Raw genomic sequence first — 20,681 nt, 5'->3', positions numbered from 1 at the left:
CTAAATCGATGTAAGTACTATAGGTTTTAATTTTCTTCAGATGTACGAATATTTGCTTTCAATCAGCCAATTTCTTCGATTCTGCTTGTTTTTGTAGTCTAAATTCTCATTTTTGATACGCATGGTTCAGCGGATGATTTTTGTCAATAACTCAATAAGTTAGAGAAGCTACAAGAAATATGTCACTGGCTATACTCAAATCAGCCGTTTGATAGTTCTCATATCAGGTTAAATGAGTCGCAAAAATGTCGAAATTTGTTACTTTGGGTGAATGAGTTTATAAAACAAATAATAAACATCGATCGAGTCGCATCGACTAGAAGGTCGGGGGAGAAGGTATGGATATTGAGGTTTTGCGCCAAGCTGCTGTTGTAAAAGAAGTTAACGGTGACGTTGTGATTGTTAACGCCGATGGGGATGCCAGAAAGGCGAAAGTCGGCGATACCATTGCAGTCAACGACATAGTATTAACGGCTAGTCACGCCTCTATTGTCTTGGACACCGTATATGTCCCTGATAATTGCCTCGCCTGCTCTGACAATTCTGGCGGTTGGGTAACCGCGGATATTGATGGAGATGTCTCAATTGACGTCGAGCAGTTGGAAGACGCTTCCTTTTCCAGTCTCGATATTGATGCCATACAAGAAGCCATTTTAGCTGGCGCCGATCCAACTGAAATATTGGAAGCGACGGCAGCCGGTGGCGGTGCAGGTTCTGCTAACGCTGGTTTTGTTACGATCGAATACAATGGTGCTGAGGTACTCGCGAGTACGTTTTTCGAAACGAATGGGATTTCAGGAGAAGCGGACGTTGTCGATGAGGAGCAAGCTAGGCCATTGGTATTTGCAGCCGGGGGAAATAATCTTTCAGAAACCTTGGTCGAAGGCTCAATATCTCTTAGTACCTACCCTCAGTCTATAACGTCTTCCGCGACGATTTTTGCTGGTGATTTACCGTTAGACTCTAACACTTTTGTGCCGACGGCGGCCTCGCTTTCAGCGCTATTGGCTGAACTTAACAGTGATATCACCTCTGGTGGTCAGGCTGTCTCTTTCAGATATTATTCAGCTTCGAACGCCATTATAGGTGAGCTCGGCGGTCTTGAAGTCGTGAACATTGATATTGACGCGACCAACATTGGCAAAGACGTCAATCTTCAGCTGACAACCACGATATACCAACCCATCGATCATGTGCCGAGTATTGCGGGGGGCTTGGTGTCTATCGCTGATGATCAGGTATCCATCTCATTCGAAATTATTGGTAGTGATACTGGGGGCAACCCAATTCAGCTTCCCGTATCCGCTCAAGTCACAATCGCTGACGGTGATAATCCTGCTATCGAATCTGTTCCTCAGGCTCAAGTAAGTGAGTCAGCTTTGACTGATGGGTCGATACCATCAACCAGTGCCGTCGAATCACAGGGGCAGGTTACCTTTAGCGAAGGTAGTGACACTATCACTAAGTTTGTTGTTGATGTCGATGCGTTTAATGCTTCGGCAAATTTAACGTCACAGGGATATTCGATTGAACTTCGAGAAGAGCCGGCAGATTCGGGGACCTATTTGGGTGTTTATACTGATTCTACGGGTAGTGAAGTTACGGTTTTCACGTTTAGTTTCGATACCAATACCAAGGGCTCCTATACGTTTGAGTTGAGCGAAGCTCTGGATCATCCCGATGGGCAAAATAACAATGAACTGATTTTTTCATTGCCGATTTTCGCAATTGATTCCGACAATGACCGAACACCAACAACCTCTTTAAACGTTGTGGTCACTGACGATGTCCAGTTAATGCAAAACGGCAGTTGGATCATTACGGAGCCAAACGTCGGAGATACGCCAACCACTGCGACCATCGATGTGATGCCAGCGCACAGTGCCGATGGCGCTACCATCACCGAGTTTAAGTTTGGTGATAACCCCACGCAGCAGCTTGATCAATCGATAAGTGGCGAGCAGAAATTCGATTACCCAGAAGGCTCGTTCTATATCACCCTTGATGGTGAGATCCGCTTTGAGCCTAATCGCGATTTAGATCATGAGAATGGCGATATCGTGAAAGACATCGTCGTCACCTCGGGCGATTTCGACAAAGACAGTGTCAACGCAACGGTTACTTTAACCATCCAAGATGGCGACGATCCGGTGATCAACTCTGTGCAATCGGTGAGTCTATCTGAATCTCAATTAACCGATGGCTCAGCGCCAAGCGGCAGTGCGGTGCAAGCCACGGGTACAATCAACTACACCGAAGGCAGCGACAACCTAAGTCATTTCCGCCTTGAGCCAAGTGAGTTCAATACTGACGACTCGCTCAAATCGAATGGGCTTGCAATAGAGCTTCGAGAAGATCCCGCAGATTCTGGGCAATATATCGGCTTTACCACCGCGGCGAACGGTGTGGAGACCACCGTCTTTACCCTTGATTTTAATAATGCCGATTACACCTTTACGCTGATTGAAGCGATCGACCATGCCAATGCGGATGGCAACAACGATCTCAGCTTTGCGCTGCCCGTCTATATGGTTGACAGCGACGGCGATAACTCCGCCAAAGCCAATTTAGATATCACCATCACCGATGATGTCCAGTTAATGCAAAACGGCAGTTGGACCATTACCGAGCCGAATCAAGGCGAAAACCCAACCACCGCGACCATCGATGTGATGCCAGCGCACAGTGCTGATGGTGCCACCATCACCGAATTTAAGTTTGGTGATAACCCTACGCAGCAGCTTGACCAGACTGTCACTGGCGAGCAGAAATTCGATTACCCAGAAGGCTCGCTCTATATCACTCTTGATGGTGAGATGCGCTTTGAGCCCAATCGCGATCTAGACCACTCTGCAGGCGATATCGTGAAAGGCATCGTCGTTACTTCGGGTGATTTCGACAAAGACGGTGTCAGTGCCACGGTTACTTTAACCATCCAAGATGGCGACGATCCGGTGATCAACTCTGTTCCGTCGGTGAGTCTATCTGAATCTCAACTAACGGATGGCTCTGCACCAAGCGGCAGTGCGGTGCAAGCCACGGGCACGATCAGTTATACCGAAGGCAGCGACAACTTAAGTCATTTCCGTCTTGAGACAAGTGAGTTCAATACCGACGACTCGCTCAAATCGAATGGGCTAGTAGTAGAGCTGCGAGAAGAGCCAGCAGACTCTGGGCAATATATCGGCTTTACCACGGCAGCGAACGGCGTAGAGACCACCGTCTTTACGCTCAACTTCGATGGCACCAACAAAGGCGATTATACCTTTACGCTGATTGAAGCGATCGACCATGCCAATGCGGACGGTAATAACGACCTGAGTTTTGCGCTGCCCGTTTACATGGTCGACAGCGATGGTGATAACTCCGCCAAAGCCGGTTTGGATATCACTATCACCGACGATGTCCAGTTGATGCAAAACGGCACTTGGACTATTACCGAGCCAAATCAAGGCGAAAACCCCACCACCGCGACCATCGATGTGATGCCAGTGCACAGTGCCGATGGCGCCACCATCACCGAATTTAAGTTTGGTGATAACCCAACGCAGCTGCTTGATCAAAACATCACTGGTGAGCAGAAATTTGATTACCCAGAAGGCTCGCTCTATATCACCCTTGATGGTGAGATGCGTTTTGAGCCCAATCAAGATCTAGACCATGAGAATGGCGATATCGTGAAAGACATCGTGGTCACCTCGGGCGATTTCGACAAAGACGGTGTCAGCGCCACAGTCACCTTAACCATTCAAGATGGCGACGATCCGGTGATCAACGCTGTGCCATCGGTAAGTCTATCTGAGTCTCAACTAGCTGATGGCTCAGCGCCAAGCGGCAATGCGGTGCAAGCCACAGGCACAATCAGCTACAACGAAGGCAGCGACAACCTAAGCCACTTCCGTCTTGAGCCAAGTGAGTTCAATATTGACGGCTCGCTCAAGTCGAATGGGCTAGTGGTTGAGCTGCGAGAAGAGCCCGCAGACTCTGGTCAGTACATCGGCTTTACCACCACGGCGAACGGCGTAGAGACAACCGTCTTTACCCTTGATTTTAATAATGCCGATTACACCTTCACGCTAATTGAAGCCATCGATCACTCTAATGCGGACGGTAATAACGATCTCAGTTTTGCGCTGCCCGTTTATATGGTCGACAGCGATGGCGATAACTCCGCCAAAGCCGATTTGGATATCACCATCACCGACGATGTCCAGTTGATGCAAAACGGCAGTTGGACCATTACTGAACCGAATACCGGAGAGACGCCAACCACCGCGACCATCGATGTGATGCCAGCGCACAGTGCCGATGGCGCCACCATCACCGAGTTTAAGTTTGGTGATAACCCAACGCAGCAACTTAACCAGACTGTCACTGGCGAGCAGAAATTCGATTACCCAGAAGGCTCGCTCTATATCACTCTTGACGGCGAAATGCGCTTTGAGCCTAATCGCGATTTAGACCATGAGAATGGCGACATTGTGAAAAACATCGTCGTGACGTCGGGTGATTTCGACAAAGACAGTGTCAGCGCAACGGTTACTTTAACCATCCAAGATGGCGACGATCCGGTGATCAATACCATTCCATCGGTAAGTCTATCCGAAACTCAATTAGCCGATGGCTCAGCGCCAAGCGGCAGTGCAGTCCAAACCATGGGCACAATCAGCTATACCGAAGGCAGCGACAACTTCAGCCACTTCCGCCTTGAGCCAAGTGAGTTCAATACTGACGGCTCGCTCAAATCCAATGGGCTTGCAATAGAGCTTCGAGAAGATCCCGCAGATTCTGGGCAATATATCGGCTTTACCACGGCGGCGAACGGTGTGGAGACCACCGTCTTTACCCTTGATTTTAATAATGCCGATTACACCTTCACACTGATTGAAGCGATGGACCACGCTAATGCGGACGGGAATAATGACCTGAGTTTTGCGCTGCCCGTTTACATGGTTGACAGCGATGGCGATAACTCCGCCAAAGCCAACTTGGATATCACCATTACCGACGATGTCCAGTTAATGCAAAACGGCAGTTGGACCATCACTGAGCCGAATCAAGGCGAAAACCCAACCACAGCGACCATCGATGTGATGCCAGCGCACAGTGCTGATGGCGCCACCATCACCGAGTTTAAGTTTGGTGATAACCCTACGCAGCAGCTTGACCAGACTGTCACTGGCGAGCAGAAATTCGATTACCCAGAAGGCTCGCTCTATATCACCCTCGATGGTGAGATGCGCTTTGAGTCCAATCGTGATTTAGACCATAAGAATGGCGATATCGTGACAGACATCGTCGTTACTTCGAGTGATTTCGACAAAGACAGTGTCAGCGCCACGGTTACTTTAACCATCCAAGATGGCGACGATCCGGTGATCAATACTGTTCCGTCGGTGAGTCTATCTGAATCTCAACTAACGGATGGCTCTGCACCAAGCGGCAGTGCGGTGCAAGCCACGGGCACGATCAGTTATACCGAAGGCAGCGACAATCTAAGTCATTTCCGCCTTGAGCCAAGTGAGTTCAATACTGACGACTCGCTCAAATCGAATGGGCTAGTGGTCGAGCTTCGAGAAGAGCCTGCTGATTCTGGGCAGTACATTGGCTTTACCACGGCAGCGAATGGTGTAGAGACAACTGTATTTACCCTTGATTTTAATGATGCCGATTACACTTTCACACTGATTGAAGCCATCGACCATACCAATGCGGACGGGAATAACGATCTCAGTTTTGCGCTGCCCGTTTATATGGTCGACAGCGACGGTGATAATTCCGCCAAAGCCGATCTCGATATCACCATCACTGATGATGTCCAGTTAATGCAAAATGGCAGTTGGACCATCACTGAGCCGAATCAAGGTGAAAATCCAACCACTGCGACCTTCGATGTGATGCCTGCACACAGTGCTGATGGCGCCACCATCGCTGAGTTTAAGTTTGGTGATAACCCCACGCAGCTGCTTGATCAAAACATCACTGGTGAGCAGAAATTTGATTACCCAGAAGGCTCGCTCTATATCACGCTTGACGGCGAAATACGCTTTGAGCCTAATCGCGATTTAGACCATGAGAATGGCGATATTGTGAAAGACATCGTCGTGACGTCGGGTGATTTCGACAAAGACAGTGTCAGCGCAACGGTCACCTTAACCATCCAAGATGGCGATGATCCGGTGATCAACACTGTTCCATCGGTGAGTCTATCCGAATCTCAATTAGCCGATGGCTCCGCGCCAAGCGGCAGTGCGGTGCAAGCCACGGGCGCAATCAATTATACCGAAGGCAGCGACAATCTAAGTCACTTCCGTCTTGAGCCAAGTGAGTTCAATACTGACGGTTCGCTCAAATCGAATGGGTTAGTGGTCGAGCTTCGAGAAGAGCCTGCAGATTCTGGTCAGTACATTGGCTTTACCACGGCGGCAAACGGAGTGGAGACCACTGTCTTTACCCTTAATTTTAGTAATGCCGATTACACCTTCACACTGATTGAAGCGATCGACCACGCCAATGCGGACGGGAATAACGATCTCAGCTTTGCGCTGCCCGTCTATATGGTCGACAGCGACGGTGATAATTCCGCCAAAGCCGATCTCGATATCACCATCACCGACGATGTCCAACTCATGCAAAACGGCAGCTGGACCATTGCGGAGCCAAATTCCGGAGAGGCGCCAACCACTGCGACCATCGATGTAATGCCAGCACACAGTGCCGATGGCGCCACCATCACCGAATTTAAGTTTGGTGATAACCCAGCGCAGCAACTTGACCAAAGCCTCACAGGTGAGCAGAAATTCGATTACCCAGAAGGCTCGCTCTATATCACCCTCGATGGTGAGATGCGCTTTGAGCCTAATCGCGATTTAAATCATGAGAATGGCGATATTGTGAAAAACATCGTCGTGACCTCGGGCGATTTCGACAAAGACAGTGTCAGCGCAACGGTCACCTTAACCATCCAAGATGGCGACGATCCAGTGATCAATACTGTTCCGTCGGTGAGTCTGTCCGAAGCTCAATTAACCGATGGCTCCGCGCCAAGCGGCAGTGTGGTCCAAGCTACGGGCACAATCAGTTATACCGAAGGCAGCGACAACCTAAGTCACTTCCGCCTGGAGCCAACTGAGTTCAATACTGACGGCTCGCTCAAATCGAATGGGCTAGTGGTCGAGCTTCGAGAAGAGCCCGCAGATTCTGGGCAATATATCGGCTTTACCACGGCGGCGAATGGTGTGGAGACCACCGTCTTTACCCTTGATTTTAATAATGCCGATTACACTTTCACATTGATTGAAGCGTTCGATCATGCTCTATCTGGAGCGAAAGATGATGCTTTAAGCTTTAACTTGCCGGTTTATGCGGTTGACAGTGACAATGATGACTCATTGATGAAACCTATGGTGGTAACGATTGCGGATGATCGCCCTACCATAGACAGTACTGACGCTGGAAGCGGTTTCAATGTGGATGAAAATGATCTCTCCGCTAGCTCGGTCGCGACCGGACAGTTTGAAGTCACGGCAGGTGCCGACGATATTGTCCACTTCGAGCTTGGGAATATCGACAACGCACTGTCAGGTCTTCATTCCGGTGGCGTCGAGTTAACACTCGAAAAATATGACGGTGCAGCGAATACCACAAGTTATCAAGCGGTTGCAGGTAATACGGTCGTGTTTACCCTTGAACTAGGCGACGATGGTTCGTATCGCTTTGAGTTGTTACAACCGTTAGATCATGCGTCTGATTCCGACTCTCTGACTATTCCCTTTGATGTTGTTGCGATAGATGGAGATGGGGATACGTCACCTGCGTACCCGTTGCCTATTTCAGTAGCTGACGACAAGCCGATCATTACAGGTACTCAAGGCGAAACGCGAGTTGATGAGGATGATCTGGTTGGTATTGGGTCCGATCAAACAGAGGATACCCAAATCCACGGCCAGTTTGTGGTTGACGAAGGCGCCGACGGCGTTACCGAGTACCAGCTAATCGCGCCTGCCGATAGCCTGGTTGGTTTGCAAAGTGGGGGCGAGAGCCTCGAGTGGAGAGCCGTTGTCGAGAACGGGACGACGTTTACTTATATTGCACAGACGTCTGGCAGTCAGCAAGCTGTGTTCTCCTTGACTTTTGATACCTCTGACAACAGTTACACCTTTAATTTATTGCAGCCGGTCGAGCATCCGAATGCCAATGAGCAGAATCAAGTACAAATTGATTTCAACATTCAGGCGCTGGATTTTGATGGTGACAAATCCAACCCAATTAGCCTACCTATTACTATTGTGGATGACGTTCCGACATTAACCCAGCAGGAGATCAGTCGTGTTGAGGGGCAAGGCTTCAATCGCTCGATGGTCAATATGTTTGACAGTGCGACCGACAAAGGCGCAGATGGCGCAGAGCTAACCCGTATTGAAGGGACAACGTCCAGTGGTTCGGACATTCTGTTCAAGCAGGGTGGCAGCTACGTGGATGGTGTCGACCTGAGTTCTGGAAGCCAACGCATTGTCGTAGCGCAGGAGTATCAAGACAGTAATGGCAATACCGCTGTGCGTGATTTGGGCGAGTTAAGAATAAACTCTAACGGAGAAGTTGAGTTTAGAGCGTTCGATAACCTCGAACATGACGGTGATAACTTTGTGTTTACCGTAAATCTGACCGCCACCGACGGAGATAAAGATACCTCTGTGGCGCCGCTTGAAATCACCATTGAAGATCGAAGAGCCTCTGCGATCCCTCTTAAAGTAGTCTCGTTTGAAGATTCGGGTAGAGCGCCGTCAATTGATTATAGCGCCGCGAACCCTACACCTTTGGAGACAGCCAACTCACAAGACAATCAAGCGGACATTCCGGGTGTTGGCGTTCCTACACAGGTTAAGTTGCAAGCCAACCTATACGATGCTGACAATAACGAATCGATTGGCGGCATGACAATCAAAGCAGGGCAACATCATGGCAAGTTCTTCTATTTTGATGGGGCAGAGTATGTAGAGCTCACGGCTGATAATTCAGGCAAAATTTACTTTGCGGGATCTTTGATAGACCTGAGTTCGATTGTGAATGGTAATGGCGATCAGATAACCACAATCAACAACTTGTATTTTGTGCCAGACAGAAACTACTCCACGACTGATCGCGGTTTTCAAATTAAATATCAACTTGAGATTCACAATGATGGTGCGTTAGATCATCGACTCAATTCGCAGTTCACCATGGAAGTGGAAAGCGTGGCGGATATTGCCACATGGGACGATAGCAATAGCACGTATCATTACGTGTTAGATGAAGATTCATCTAATGCAACCCTGAATCTACAGGCGCTGACTCAAGACACGCTCAACCCGGAAACGATAACTTATCAATTAACCGTTTCGCAGGGTGATGGCCACTTCGAGTTACTTGACAAAAACGGCTCACCATTAGTGCCAAACGCAGACGGGAATTTCATTGTTTCATCTGCTGATATCAATACGATTCAAGTCAACCCGAATGAGAACTTCTCCGGCACGATACAGATTGATGCGGTTGCCATTACAACCGAGTCAACCAATGCGGTGACCGACAAGGGGAGTGCCCAGTCTGATGTAAAAGCGCTCATTTTCGATGTTCGACCGGATGCGGATCTTGGCAGTTTTAGTGTCAATCGGATTGCTATTTTCGAAGACAACGCGGCCACCCAAAATACGGTTGATCCCGCGACAGACAAAGACCCGTTTACTTTAGACGAAGTGATTCAAATGTCGCCTTCAGGAGACACCGATGGCTCTGAAGTGCTGTTCGTTAGAATCTCAAACATTACAGAGGGCGCTACGCTTTCTTGGCAAGGCGCTGCGCCTAGTCAACTGACAACGGTAACGATCAATGGCGTCGTCTATCAAGAAGTCCCTTATGATCAGATACATAACGTAGAAGTGATACCAGAGTTACACAGCAACGCGGACTTCAAGTTTGATGTGACAGGGGTAGTGAAAGATAGCGCAAGCCTGTCGACGACGACGCTAGTTGACGAAGCGATCATGGGCACGAAAACAGTCAATGTCAGTGTCAAAGGGGTGGCGGATGTACCTCAGTGCGTTGTGGCCGGAAGCCAGTGGAGCGAGTTTACGGATGGCGCAGTTTCAGGCGTAGAGACAACCATCAATGAGAGTCAAAATGGTGATAGCTTCGCGGTACTTGATTTCTCGATCATCTCTGGCGAGCGCGAAGACAAACCGCTGGACGGTTCAGAGTCGTTAACCGTACTGCTCTCAAATATTCCGCAAGGTGTTGTCATTGAGGACAGTGATGGAACGCAGATTGATCTCAACTTTGTCGGCTATGATGGCAGCGGTCAGCCGATCTATGAAGCCAATATAACGGGCTTAAACACCACGTCAGGCATTATTGTTCGACCGGTTGATTCATCAACCGAGAATATTCACATCAAAGGTACCGTCATCGTGACGGAAAATGATGGACACAGTCGCGAGTTTGAACAAGAGATTCGCATTAAGGTTGCACCCGTTATTGACACCTCAGCGACCTATACCAATCGGTCTGTTGGCGATGAAGACACACCAATCAACATCGATTGGCATCCTGAAGGGACAGACTATATTGATGATGACGAACACTTTACTTCCATTACGATTACTGGAATTCCAAATGGTGCCTCGGTCAATGTAAACAGTAGCGATGTTGTCGCGGTGTATGACGCGGCATCGGGGACGTTAACCATTACCCCAGGGGCAACCCAATCCGCACAGGCATTCACCCAAGATGCTTTGGCAAATAACTTTATTCAAATTACTCCGCCCAAAGACTCCAGTACGGATTTCAAATTGAATACCGTTGTGGAAGTGGAAGAGCGAGATCATGAATACACGAGTGACTCAATTGTCGGCGAAGGTGGTCGGGTAACCGCTACCATCACGGGCGAACTGACCGTTGTGGTGCGCCCAATCGTTGAGCCACAAGACAGCAACAATACCTTGATCGTGACGGATGAGTCTGGTGCTAGCGTTGTCAATGCAATTACGGCTAACGCGCAAGGAGTGATTCGTTTTACCACTAATGCTGATAACACCGCGACCGACGGAACAGGTGCCGAAGTATGGGATGGCGAATATGTGGTGAAATATCAAGAAACCGATTTGTCATCACAAGAAGTGGTCAGCGACGTTATTGTTACCCTCACTCACCTTGATGGAAGTGCGCTAAGTGAGGAGATTCTCGACCAACTGCTGGTGACAGGTGCCGCTTATGAGGGCAATGGGCGCTGGGTCATTACCAATGAGGATGCGTTCAGTATTCATGCGCCTCATGGTTTGGATCTGACGCCGAATAGCAGTTCTGATGACGATCCTCTGGCGTTCAACAGTATCAAGATGAACATTCAAACCTTAGTCATTGACCAAGGTGAAGATAGTAATGAAAATTCCAAATCGACGCTTCGCGAAACGACGTTGGACCTCTCCTTCCCTGAAGAGGTAGTGGCAGGCAATGAGGTCGCTGCTGTGGCAAGCATTGCGCCAGATAGTGTGATTATCGCTACCGAAGACAATCAAGTCGACCTAGGTAAACAGCTGGATTCAGTGATCAGCTTTACCAACCAAGATGGCAGCGCCGACGAAGTGGCCATTATCATAGGCAATACGGTGACCGTTGGCGGCGTGACTTATCCGATTTCGATATCCGGTGGCGAGGTCGATTTTGTCAACGGTCAGTTCGTGTTCCAAGCGGGTATTTCAGCCTCTGGACAGGTGGAAAGTTTTGATGGTCTGATGCTCAACTTACCTGATGATTATTCAGGAGATTTCAGGTTGCCAATTACCGTCATTACCAAAGATACGACATCCGGTGATGAGAAAGTGGAAAACGGCAATGTGATCGTCAAAGTTGACCCTATTGCGGACGTCACTGGCAGTGAACCGGACATTAGCTTAACGGTGAAAGGCTCGTTAGATGATAACCAAGTGCCAATTGATCAGAACGGCATCGCTGGGCAAGACCCGGTGGGCTATGAAGATAGCTACATTCAACTTGGGTTTGGCTACCAAATCGCAGACCAAGTGACGGGAATTGAAGGTGGCAATGAAGTGCTTTCCTCCATCACCCTAAGTTTGGCGGATCCTTCGGTCGGGGAGTTCTACCAGCTTGTTGATAATGGTGATGGGACGTTCTCGTATCAGGCGCTTGGTTCTACAGTCACCTTCAGCCAAGCGGAGATTGCAGCGGGAGCACTCGATAATGTGCTCTTCAAGCCGCAAGCAAACTACCCAACAGGTAACGACGACAATACTGTGCAAGTCAATGTGACTGGCTCTGTAACGGATACTGCAACGTTTAACGAGCTTGTTCCAACGCAAACCGCGACAGACAGTGGAAGCTTCTCAACGAGTGTGAGTTTTGATGTTGTACCTGTGGTTGATCCGGTGCTTGTTACAGGTCCAGGTGTGGACCCTAGCCAAACACTTGAAGTTACGGGGTTGGAAGACACAGAAATCTCATTGGCAAGTTCCGGAGACGTATCGATTTCGCTGACTGATCTTGATGGCTCTGAGCAATTTGTTTCCATCAAGTTCACTGATGTGCCGGAAGGTTTTCTTTTAACGGCTGATCCGTCAAGCGGTTACACAGTGAAAAACAATGGTGGGGGAGAATGGAGTGTTCAGCTACCTTCTGGCGCGGGAGACTCTCTCAACTTAGGAGCTCTATCTGTTCTGCCTCCTAAGCATTTTAGTGGCAGCGCGGAATTTGGTTTGACGGTATTTACCCAAGAATCGCTGCTGGGTGTGCCGACGCAAGCGGCGAATCTCCCTAACTTCAAAATCAACGTGACGCCACAGGGAGACGTGATTGATGTTGATGCAACGAATGCCGTCAGTGGCGTTGAGGGAGAAAACATAGATATTGCGATCAATGCGTCTGTCGTGGATAAAGTGCTTTCGGCAACAGGCAATGGAGTCTACAGCGAAAACGCTCCAGAGACTGTCCGTGTTGAAATTCGTGATGTTCCAAGCGATGCAACTATCTATGATGCTGATGGCAATCTAGGTCAATATGATGCAGTGAACAATGTCTGGATTGTTAACGTTGCTGCGCAACAACTCGACAAAATCGTGTTTAATTCTGGTCAGCACAATAGTGATGTGGGCAACGCTTTGGGCATTGATGCGCCTCTCACAATCAGCGTTCAGTCAATCGATAAAGATGCCTCTGGCAATGAATATCTTGGACCTGCGGTGAGCTTTGAGGTGGCATTGAGCATCGACCCAATTAATGACCGTCCTACCTTTGTCAATGTCACTGATTTAGAGACACAAGAAGACACGGCGATTGCGATTGATAATTTCCAAATCGCGGACATTGATGCTCAATATGATGACCCCAACGCGGTTTATACACTCACATTGAGTCTCGATAAAGGGGAGCTTATTTTCGATCCGAATACGGCTACTCTCTTTGATCTAAGTTTGAACTACGACGCCAATCAGAATTTGGTCATTTCAGGTACTGTCGTCAACATCAATGCGGCGTTGTCTGCAGGCAACATATCGTTTAATCCTGATCTCGACAGCAACGATCTTAATTCAGGTGGGGCGGTAACCGTGACAGCAAGTGTGGATGATGGCGGCAACAATGGCGCAATCATCTCGGGAGATGCCTCGACGTCATCAACCAATCAAACAACCTTCGAAATTCAGGTGACGGAGGTCAATGATGCGCCAAATGCTGCGGATGTTAATTTGGCTCCGATGTTGGAAGAAGGTCAGATTATCATCACCGCCCAGCAGTTGATCGACGCGTCAAGCGATCCAGAAAATCACACACTCACGGTGACGGACCTAACGGTGGCCGAAGGGCAAGGCAGCTTAACGCTCAATCCAGATGGTGTGTCTTGGACGTTTACCGCGGCGCAAGACTTCAATGGCGAGGTGAAACTTGACTACACCATTGAAGATAATGGTACAACGAATGGTGCGAATGACTTTAAGCAAGACGCTGCCAGCGTGCACTTTGAGGTACAAGGAGTTAATGACAAACCCGAGTTGGACTTGAGCAGTGCCACGGCATTGATTGATGAAGCGGCAGGGCAGTTGATTAGTGGTATTTCCGTGTCGGATGTGGATTACGTTGGAGCCAATAGCAACGATCTTATGTCGGTCGAGCTCAGTGTTGACTACGGTACGCTCAGCGTTGTTGTGCCTGCGGGTTCGGGAATTGTCGTCAACCCAGTGACTGGCGCATCCATCACGCTAACGGGTACTATCACAGAACTAAATGCATTGCTGGATAGCCCTGCAAGTGGCAGCGGTGTGTTACTTGATTCAAGTTTTGCCCCAACGGATACCATCAGTTTAACGGTCGTTGCGACTGATTCAGGTAACCCGTCTGGAATGGTGATGCAGGAGACGACTCAACATACGATTACCGTCTCGCCTGTCGCCAACTCACCGACGTTAACCATCGACCCTCAGTACAATTATGTGAAAAACATCAGCGCGACCCAGACGGCAAGCTCAAATGGTATCGCATTAGTCGGGATCGTAGCCGCATTGGTTGATAGCAACGAGACTCTGTTCTTGCAGGTTTCTGGCGTACCAGCAGAGGCGACGCTAACCAGTGATGCTGGCACTGTGACGCTATCGTCTGGTGTTTGGACGGTGTCTGCCGACGCGATCAGCAGCCTGAAGTTAGAGGGCGCAGATGTGGGGAACCATACGCTCACCGTAACGGCGATATCGCAAGAGTCCAACGGGGATACCGCGAGCTCAACCTCGTTAGATTTAAACTTGGATGTGGTGATTGACGGCTCGATGATAGACCAGTCCACGCAAGCTCAAGATGTGCAACTTATTGGAGACGGTGGAAACACAGAGCTCCATTCCGGCAGCGGTGATGATTTGCTGCAAGGTGGTTCGGGGAATGACCATCTGATTGGAGGGTCTGGAGACGATCACCTTCAAGGAGGAGAAGGCGATGATATTCTCGAAGGTGGGCTTGGCTCAGACATCCTCACTGGTGGAGGGGGCATGGATACCTTCGTCTGGTTGGATATTGATGACGGCGCGACGGACACCATCACAGATTTTAGTATCGCAGAAGGAGACAAAATCGATCTTCGAGAAGTGCTTCCTGAGCTTAAACAAGCGTCGATAGACATGGATGTTTTGCTCGATCATATTGACGCCAAAGTGATAGATGGTGCAGATATCGAGCTGACACTTCATCCAGGAGGAGGGCAAGGGCAACAGACCATTTTAGTTCAGGATCTGGCGCCGCAGCTGTCGCTTGATGGTATGAGCTCATTGGACATTGTCTCTTCGTTGCTTGATCACGATGTCATCATTCATCATCAATAATTGAAGGTAATGAATATCGGCCCGAATTAGGGCCGAATCAATAAAAACAAGTGAATGTCTTGATTGAGTGGACCAAGGTAACTAGACTGCATGCCATTAAATGGCTGCGCAACGGCGTAATCGTCATTAATTATTTGTAAAATTAGTCAGATAGCACCCTTCATAGTCCAATAAAATGAAGTTGAGCTTACTCTTATGCGGTTTCGTTTGGTCTCACGACGTCGATTGATAAAAATAGAAAGAGAATTCAAATGTTTAATAGAGTTTATAGTCAGCTAAAACTCCTATTCACAGAGTTTAGAGATGATCAGCGTGGAGTGACTGCGATCGAATACGTCCTCATCTTGAGTGTGGTCGCAATCATGATTATAAGCATCTTCGTTACAGACACTGAACTACAATCTTCGCTGATTAACCTGTTCAAACGCCTGACAGATACTATCGATTCAGTCTAAGGGCCGGACTTGATCTTCTAATCTATCGGCCAGTGAGGTTAACTCTTTGTTTGATAGGTCGAGACAAACATCTGCGCAGCCGTGTCGACAGCAACTATGAGCTGATCTTGGGTGGCAGGCGGTTGATGAGCCAGTAACTGAGGCCAGAATACAATCGCCTTAATGCTACCAATATACTGCTCCACCGCGAGTGGAATGTTGTCTACCTCGATGGCTTCAGCGGCGACCGCTTGTTTAATCCACTGATGCAAACCATACGAATCGCCAATCGCCTCAAATTTATTCATTAAGAGTTTTGACGTCTCCGGACAACGAATGCATTCCGCCATCACTAGCCTTGCGGTTACTTGAAAATCTTCCGTGTTGATGTAGCACATTTGCTTGAGTGTCAGCGCCTTCAATTGTTCAAACACTGAGACAGACGGCTCATATCTGAGCTCACAACGGTCATCAAAGCGACATATCAATTTGTCTACGATGACTTCGAACAGCGCGTCTTTGTTCGGGTAGTACTTATACAAAGTGCGTTTAGACACGCCTGCATGCTTGGAAATGCCCTCCATACTCGCTTGTTCAAGTCCTTTTTGAGAAAAAACCTCTATCGCAGATTGGATGATATCTTCTTGTTTTATATCACTTCTTTTGAGCATGAATAGAACCTGTACCGATTTAAAGTTAACGGGCGAGTTAACGTTCAAGAATTTCTATGCCCAAAGTATACATCATCGTTTACTTTCTTGGGTAGTTGCAAATGGCTCTGCGAACATAAGGGAAATGAAGAGTACGGTTGATCACGCTTGCGTAGTGTGGAGAGTAGGCGATCAAAAACGAGATATACGCAACTTTTTAGTGGGAAATTCAAGATAAAATGCTAGAAAGCGTACAAGTAAAATTTCAAAACCCACTTGTTAAGTAATTAAAATAATTGATAATTTTAACTTGTTACTTGTATTTTTAGATGTTTGCTTGCAAGGGTAAATAACGCTTTTGTTTTTATAAAACCTCCTTATACTCGATCACAATAATGCAACAATATTGAGTTCAAAGGAGTGCGTATGGAACAAGAACAAAGCCTGTTTCAGTGGGAGCGAGTAAAACGATTTAATCTTCCTGTCTGGACTGTACTCGTGGGCGTTCTTATCGCACGCACAAGCTACTTTATGGCTTGGCCATTCTTGATTGTTTTTCTCTATCAAGATTACGGAGCATCGGCGGTGGAAGTGGGGGGAATGCTTGCACTCTCAGCGGTAACGGGATCGCTCACCGGATTATATTCTGGCTACCTGTCAGACAAGTTCGGGCGCAAATGGATCATGGTCGCAGGGTGTTTGATAGCGTTCATCGCCTACACGGGGATTGGCTTAGCGACTCAGGTTTGGCACTTTTATGCTTTAATCCTATTGGCTGGATTTATGCGCCCGTTGATCGATGGCCCTGCCAAGGCGGTGATCGGCGATGCATTGAGTGATCTTAAAGATCGGGAACTAGCGCTCAACATTCGCTACTTTTTGTTGAATATTGGCGCTGCCGTCGGCCCACTTATTGGCGTGACACTCGCTTTGGCCCAGCCTCAGTTGCTATTTATTGCTACCGGTGTCACTCACTTGCTCTACAGCGGTTGGATCTTGTTTGGCATTGAACGCAAAGGCAGTTTTACCAAGCCTGATCTCTCTTTACTGCCTAACTTTCGTCAAACGGTTAAAGTGATCAGCAGGGATCGCGTCTTTGTATTGCTTTTGCTTGCCAACGTGCTTTTGATGTTTGTCTACGCTCAATTGGAATCTTCGGTCCCGCAAGTCATTGTCCGCAGTGGTATTGAAGATGCGGCAAAACTGATCGCGCTCTTGATGATGGTCAATGCGGTGACGATTGTATTGTTGCAGTTTCCGGTGCTCAAGGTAATGGAAAAACTGCCATTGTTTACTCGGACTCGAATCGGGATGAGTGCCATCGCGCTTGGTCAACTGGCGTTCATTTTTACTCCCGAGCAATCGGCGATTGGATGGGCTATTGCCTGTTTTATCGTTAGTTTGGGAGAAGTGATCACTTTCCCGACGCTTAATGTGCAAATCGACCGTTTGGCTCCCGCGCATTTACGGGGTTCCTATTTTGGTGCGACAGCTCTGTACTCACTGGGTTTTGCCATTGGACCAGCGTTGGGCGGTGCAATGGTCGAATGGTTGGGGGCACAATGGCTATTTGGACTCTGCTTTGTTGTCAGCGTGACCATGATTTGGCTTTACTGGATTGCTCAGCACACTGACGATCAAGTGGAGCGCGAGGTTGCTGTCTCAAATAGTTGATCTCAAGATTGGGGATTTGAAAAGGCTAGCGTTTTGCTAGCCTTTGTTTTATTTGCTAAACGGGTTCGCCTTGCATCTCGTTGTTTTGTGCGTCCAACTTAATGGTTTGAGTTGGGTAGGCGATATCCGCGCCATTTTGATGGACGATTTCCAATATCTTCAGTAATACGTCTTGCTTTACTTTATGGAATCTCACCCAGTTGACGGTTTTAGTAAAGGTGTAGACCATGATATCCAGTGATGACGGTCCAAAGCCGTTGAAGTTGACGATCAACGTCTGTTTAGCGTCGATGTCCGGATGAGTTTTCAGCATCGCCTTTATATCTTCAACGATGGTTTCAACCTGAGTGCTGTCGTCATATCGGACACCAATCGTCTCATTGATGCGTCTGTTTTGCATACGAGAAGGGTTTTCTACCACTATACTGCTGAAGACGGAGTTAGGGACATACAGCGGCCGTTTGTCAAAGGTGCGGATGATGGTCATGCGCCAGCCAATACGTTCTACGGTACCCTCTATTTGTCTGTCTGGGGAGCGAATCCAGTCGCCGACTTTGAACGGACGATCAAAGTAAATCATCATTCCGCCAAAGAAGTTGGACAACAAGTCCTTAGCAGCCAGACCGACAATTAAACCACCGACACCACCGAAGGTGAGCAAACCGGAAAGGCTTAAACCGAAGGCTTGCATGACCGTCATCCCGCCAATGACAATGAAGAACAAACGCGAAACCTTGGCTACTGCTTGTACGGTGGTCTCGTCTCGGTTCGTTTGGTCAAGAACATACTCTTCGATGTTGTTAATTAAGCGTATGGTAATCCAGACGAAGATCGCGATAACGAGCAGGAGCTTAACAGTGCTTAGCCAGTTGAGCTTATCACCCATATGGTCTTGGAGTAGAAAGCCAAGTGATACGGTCGCTGGCCAACACCAAATCAAAGTGCTGACGGGCGTTTTCAATGCAGCAAGCGTGAGATCATCCCAGTGAAAGCGAGTTTTTTCCGCTAGGATCTCCAATCGTCCATAAACGATTCTCCAGATAACCCAAGCAAAAAAGCTGGCAATAGTGATGAGTATGACGTTGGTATCCCATTGCTCTAACAAGCCGGCTATTGAAGGCGGTAAGTAGGAAAGTAGCTGATCCATATAAACGATTCTTATTATGGTGGAGGAGGAGCGATTATAAGCAATCCTCTGTAGTGATACTAGGTCGGGTGATGGAGTGGCAGGTGGTTGTTTCTGTATTGAAACGTCAAGGTGAGAAAACGGTTGGTTTGAACAATAAGCCTAAATAGAGAGCGATCCTATTTGTTACCAAAATGCTCTGACAGTGCAGCGCGTCTTTTGCTTGCGCCACCCCCACCCTCCATATCAACAGTGTCTTCATAACCTGCTTTGACGAAGCGTTGGCTCGGTATGCTTGGCTGAAGACGACGCAATTGCGGAGAATTAAACGTTCCTGCAATCTGATAGATGGTGGTACCACTGCCTGTTTCGATAAAGACTTGCTCTCCATCGAACTCAAAGCTGGTGGCAATAAGGCGATTATTACGGAATACGCCCTGTTCGTTCAGGGTAAGCGTCTCGGTGCTGTACGATGGCGCTCCGACCTCTATCCAAGTGCCATACACGTGTTTGGGGTCAATATAGTCGTTGTAGCTAAAATAGAGTAGCGATGAAAAGCCAGCCGCCAAGGATAAGAATATGGCAACAAACAACAACTTGATAATTTTGGCTTGGATCATAACTACCTTTGAAGCAATGGATGTGAACTGCCATTCCTAGTGGAACTCGTCAACCAAAGTCAGCTTGAAAGAAATGAATATTTAAATCAATTACCTGACCAAGAAATTTGATATTTACCCCAAATCCATTGAGTGCTGAACGTCGCTAACTCAATGAGAAAACAGAGTAAACTGTCACTGGTTATTGTAAGACTAGCAGTCAACGGCAATGAGATCTTCTTCAACAGCATGAAATCTATGTAGGCACGCTTTGATTTAGACACATACGCTGTCGATATTGGTTAGATTTCAGCATTTTAGATTGCTGTGACCGACAATATCGATTAAAACGTGACAACAATAATTTGATTAAACAGGTTCATGAGGGACATATGATTACAGTAAACAGCTATTTCGATGATGGTGTAAAGTCGTTGGGCTTTACGCAGGGCGAAGAGAACTCGAGTGTTGGAGTCATGCTTGCTGGTGAATATACCTTTGGTACCGCGGCGCCAGAAAAAATGACGGTTGTAAAAGGTGAAATGGCGGTTAAGCGAGATGGTGAAAGCCATTGGAACACTTACAAGGCAGGTGAGTCTTTCGATGTGTCTGGAGACTCTTCATTTGACGTCAAAATACTGGTAACGACTGCTTACCTGTGTGAATACCTCTAAGCAAATCGCTCTATAAATCAAAACGCCGCTAATCAGCGGCGTTTTGTTTTGTCATACTCAGTTAGGGTCAAAGTGCGCTCGTTTACTCCAAGCGCCGATTCGATTTTGCCGAACTGTCCTTCAGTTATTATCAAAGTTATCAAGATAAACCTAGGCTATACTTCTATTATGAGA

The 20,681-nt window shown here is 47.9% G+C and carries 7 protein-coding genes; 4 read left to right on the top strand and 3 right to left on the bottom strand.

The genetic code is table 11. The features are described from left to right. The first annotated feature begins 338 nt into the window (after nt 1-338). Both RJ47_RS02700 and RJ47_RS02695 read left to right on the top strand, forming a co-directional pair. Nucleotides 339-15,350: a retention module-containing protein gene (locus RJ47_RS02700; protein ID WP_039481147.1), complete on the top strand. Its 15,012-nt coding sequence runs from the start codon at nt 339-341 to the stop codon at nt 15,348-15,350. A gap of 251 nt (nt 15,351-15,601) precedes the next feature. Beyond that, a complete protein-coding gene (locus RJ47_RS02695; protein ID WP_038140524.1) occupies nt 15,602-15,805 on the top strand; it encodes a Flp family type IVb pilin in 204 nt (67 codons plus the stop codon). Between the two features lie 38 nt (nt 15,806-15,843). On the opposite strand, the gene RJ47_RS02690 is transcribed toward RJ47_RS02695, so the two are convergent. Beyond that, nucleotides 15,844-16,455, bottom strand: a complete 612-nt coding sequence (locus tag RJ47_RS02690; protein ID WP_039481144.1) for a TetR/AcrR family transcriptional regulator — start codon at nt 16,453-16,455, stop codon at nt 15,844-15,846. Nucleotides 16,456-16,860: 405 nt separating this feature from the next. Here RJ47_RS02690 and RJ47_RS02685 point away from each other — a divergent pair, with 405 nt between their 5' ends. After that, a complete protein-coding gene (locus RJ47_RS02685) occupies nt 16,861-18,108 on the top strand; it encodes an MDR family MFS transporter (RefSeq protein ID WP_039481141.1) in 1,248 nt (415 codons plus the stop codon). Between the two features lie 55 nt (nt 18,109-18,163). On the opposite strand, the gene RJ47_RS02680 is transcribed toward RJ47_RS02685, so the two are convergent. After that, nucleotides 18,164-19,255 carry a mechanosensitive ion channel family protein gene (locus tag RJ47_RS02680; RefSeq protein WP_039481137.1) on the bottom strand — a complete coding sequence of 364 codons (1,092 nt, stop codon included), beginning with the start codon at nt 19,253-19,255 and terminating at the stop codon, nt 18,164-18,166. Nucleotides 19,256-19,413: 158 nt separating this feature from the next. Next, a complete protein-coding gene (locus RJ47_RS02675; RefSeq protein WP_039481134.1) occupies nt 19,414-19,854 on the bottom strand; it encodes a DUF2850 domain-containing protein in 441 nt (146 codons plus the stop codon). 371 nt (nt 19,855-20,225) lie between these two features. On the opposite strand from RJ47_RS02675, the gene RJ47_RS02670 reads away from it, so the two are divergent. After that, entirely contained in the window at nt 20,226-20,507 is a 282-nt protein-coding gene (locus tag RJ47_RS02670) for a pyrimidine/purine nucleoside phosphorylase (protein ID WP_005470007.1), read from the top strand. Nucleotides 20,508-20,681 lie beyond the last annotated feature (174 nt).

The sequence above is a fragment of the Vibrio sinaloensis genome, assembly GCF_000808535.1.
In the GTDB taxonomy this organism is placed as follows: Bacteria; Pseudomonadota; Gammaproteobacteria; order Enterobacterales; family Vibrionaceae; genus Vibrio; species Vibrio sinaloensis_D.
This window is presented reverse-complemented; position numbering and strand designations above follow the sequence as displayed.